The sequence below is a fragment of the Sporolactobacillus caesalpiniae genome (assembly GCF_040513385.1).
In the GTDB taxonomy this organism is placed as follows: Bacteria; Bacillota; Bacilli; order Bacillales; family Sporolactobacillaceae; genus Sporolactobacillus.
In genome coordinates this window covers 1-1,691 of sequence record NZ_JBEVCB010000013.1, presented here as the reverse complement: position 1 = coordinate 1,691, position 1,691 = coordinate 1, and the positions used below count along the sequence as shown (strand labels likewise).

The 1,691-nt window shown below is 46.8% G+C and carries 2 protein-coding genes; both read left to right on the top strand.

Annotated features, from left to right (window positions below; genetic code table 11):
- Window positions 1-188 (top strand): hypothetical protein (locus tag ABWW58_RS17075; RefSeq protein ID WP_353870250.1); only part of this gene is annotated, 188 nt, incomplete at its 5' end.
- Window positions 160-1,548, top strand: coding sequence for a group II intron reverse transcriptase/maturase (gene ltrA / locus ABWW58_RS17070; RefSeq protein WP_353870249.1), 1,389 nt, complete (start codon window positions 160-162; stop codon window positions 1,546-1,548). The genes ABWW58_RS17075 and ltrA, both read left to right, overlap by 29 nt.
- Window positions 1,549-1,691: the final 143 nt, after the last annotated feature.

The window sequence follows — 1,691 nt, the reverse complement described above, 5'->3', positions numbered from 1 at the left end:
GTCTTACAAGGGTTCCCGACAAGAGGGAAGGCATTTCCCACAGGAACAATCATGCCAGTGATGGTGAGATGAATTGTAAGAAGTCAGCAGAAGCCATAGTAGTCCACCAGGACGAAGGGCTGAACAATAGTAATCTCGGAAACAGAGGAGGTGTGAGCGATGCGACAATCACGGAAAACATCAAATGATGGCTATCTATCGAAGAATAGGATGGAATCCGAAGGTACGACAGAAGTGTGTAGCACGACTCACGGCGAACCTGAACGAAGAGATGGTGTGCATGATCTCGTCACGAGAATCGTTGATCGAATGAACCTAAATCGAGCCTATAAGCGAGTAAAGGCAAATAAAGGATCTGCAGGCATTGATGGGATGACGGTTGATGAGTTGTTCCCCTTCCTGATACGGAACAGGGATGAACTGATCAAGCAGATTAGGAATGGCTCCTATGAGCCACAACCCGTAAGACGTGTAGAAATTCCCAAACCGGATGGATCGAAACGAAAGCTCGGAGTTCCGACGGTACGTGACCGACTGGTACAACAGGCGATCCTTCAAGTGATGGAACGGATCGTTGATCCGACGTTCTCAGACAACAGCTTTGGCTTCCGCCCGCACCGCAGTGCCCACAACGCAATGAAACGCGCCAAGGCTTACTACGAAGCAGGATATAGATATGCGGTGGATCTTGATTTAAAAGCCTACTTTGACACAGTGAATCATGATCAGTTGATGTATTGCGTGGAAAAACGGATTAAGGACAAAATCGTCCTTCAACTCATTCGCAAGTTCCTGCGCAGTGGTGTGCATACGAATGGAAAGGTTGTACCGACCGAGGCCGGTGTTCCCCAGGGGGGGAATCTCTCGCCCATTCTAGGCAACATTTATCTTGATCAACTGGACAAGGAACTGGAACGAAGAGGACATAAGTTTGTTCGCTATGCCGACGACTGTACGATCTACGTCAAAAGCAGAAGAGCGGGCGAACGAGTCATGAAGAGCATCACCACCTTTCTGGAAGATAAACTGAAACTAACCGTCAATCGGGAGAAAACTCAGGTCGGCAGCCCAACGAAACTTAAATTTCTTGGATTCTGCCTGCACACGACCAAGCAGGGATTGGGATTTCGCCCCCACATCAAGTCGAAAAAGCGCTTTGAGCGAAAGCTCAAACAACTGACGAAAAGAAGCCGAAGCGGTAACATCCGTGGGATCGTTAAAGAAATTAATGAAGTAACCACAGGATGGATCAACTACTATGGCATAAGCTATATGAAGAGCTATATTCGGCATATTGATCAGTGGCTCCGGCGAAGAATTCGCCAGATCATTTGGAAACGTTGGAAGAAAGTCAAGACGAGATATAAAAGTCTCATGAAACTTAACGTTCCAAAACCAAAAGCATGGGAATGGGCAAATACACGAAAAGGCTACTGGCGCATCGCCTGTAGCCATATCTTACATCGGTCGATCACAAACAAAATACTCGAACAGGTGGGACTCAAAAATCTAGTCCATCTGTTCGAGCATGTACACTTAAGCTATTGAACCGCCGTATACGGACCCGTACGTACGGTGGTGTGAGAGGTCGGAGAAATTATCTCCTCCTACTCGATAGGTAAAGAAAGTTTATTATTTTGCATGTTTTCAAACCAATAGACCAGTGTCTTGGCCGAGAATCAAAGCGGAGT